The organism is Acidovorax sp. KPB24-07 (assembly GCF_057543315.1).
In genome coordinates, this window is record NZ_BAAJYS010000705.1 from 1 (window position 1) to 1150 (window position 1150).

General features: G+C 72.2%; 2 protein-coding genes. Both read right to left on the bottom strand.

The window, feature by feature from the left end; translation table 11 throughout:
- A partial coding sequence (locus AC27IQ_RS25145; RefSeq protein ID WP_487091243.1) for a PfkB family carbohydrate kinase occupies positions 1 to 650 on the bottom strand: 650 nt, incomplete at its 3' end.
- A gap of 45 nt (positions 651 to 695) precedes the next feature.
- Positions 696 to 1150: substrate-binding domain-containing protein (locus AC27IQ_RS25150; RefSeq protein ID WP_487091244.1), on the bottom strand; the 455-nt coding region annotated here is incomplete at its 5' end.

Genomic DNA, 1150 nt, shown 5'->3' on the forward strand with positions numbered 1-1150 from the left:
GCGCGCAGCCGCCGGGCGGCGTGCGCCGCCTCGTCCGGGGTCTGGACAGCACCACCCACCAGGGCGGCGGCCTCGACCTCGTTCACGACCAGCGTGTCCACCAGCGGCCACAGCGCATCGGGCAGGGGCTGCATGGGCGAGGGGTTCAGCACCACGCGGCAGCTGGCGGCGTGCGCCTGGGCGGCCGCGGCCAGCACCTGGGGCAGCGGCACTTCGAACTGGGCGACCAGGCAGGCCGCACCCTGCAGCGCGGGTGCCAGGGTGGCGGGGTCCAGCACGAACTGCAGGTTGGCCCCAGCGGCCACGACGATGCGGTTTTGCGCCGCGTCGTCCACCACGATGGCGGCCAGACCGGTCGGGGCGCTGTCGTCGGTCTGCACACCCGAGTGGTCGATGCCGTCGGCGTCAAGCGCTGCCCGCAGCGCCTGGCCGTTGCCGTCGGCGCCCACGCGCCCGAACAGGTGCACGTCCGCGCCCAGGCGGGCGCACGCCACGGCCTGGTTGCCGCCCTTGCCGCCGGGAATGTGGTTCAGCGAGTGCGCCATGACGGTTTCGCCGGCGCCGGGCGCCTGGGGCACGCGCAGCACCAGGTCCATGTTGAGGCTGCCGACGACGGCAATGCGGGGGCGGGAGGGAGAGGCGGCGTTCATGCGCGGGAAAGAAGGGACAAAAAAAAGGAAAGGAGCCCGGCAGGGTCAGGAAAAAAGGTACCGGGCCGTGGAAGCCCGCACGCGCAGTTCGGGTTGCAGCAGCATCTGGCGCGGCTCCTGCCGCTTGCCGTCGATGCGTTCGAGCAGCATGTCCACCGCCAGCGTGCCGATGCGCAGCTTGGGCTGGGCGATGGTGGTGAGCGGCGGGCTGGTGAAGGCGGCCAGTTCGATGTCGTCGAAGCCGACGACCGACAGGGCATCGGGAATGCGCAGCTGCCGCTCGTTCGCGGCGCACAGCGCGCCCATGGCCATGAGGTCGTTGCACACGAAGACGGCGCTTGGTGCGGAAGGAGCACGGAACAGCGCCTGCATCGCCTCGTAGCCGCCCTGGCTGGTGAAGTTGCCGTGCGACAGCATGCCTTCGGAGGACGCGCCGGCCTCGGCCAGCGCCTCGCGCCAGCCCGCGATGCGCTGCTCGCTGGGCGCCAGCCCCTGCGGCC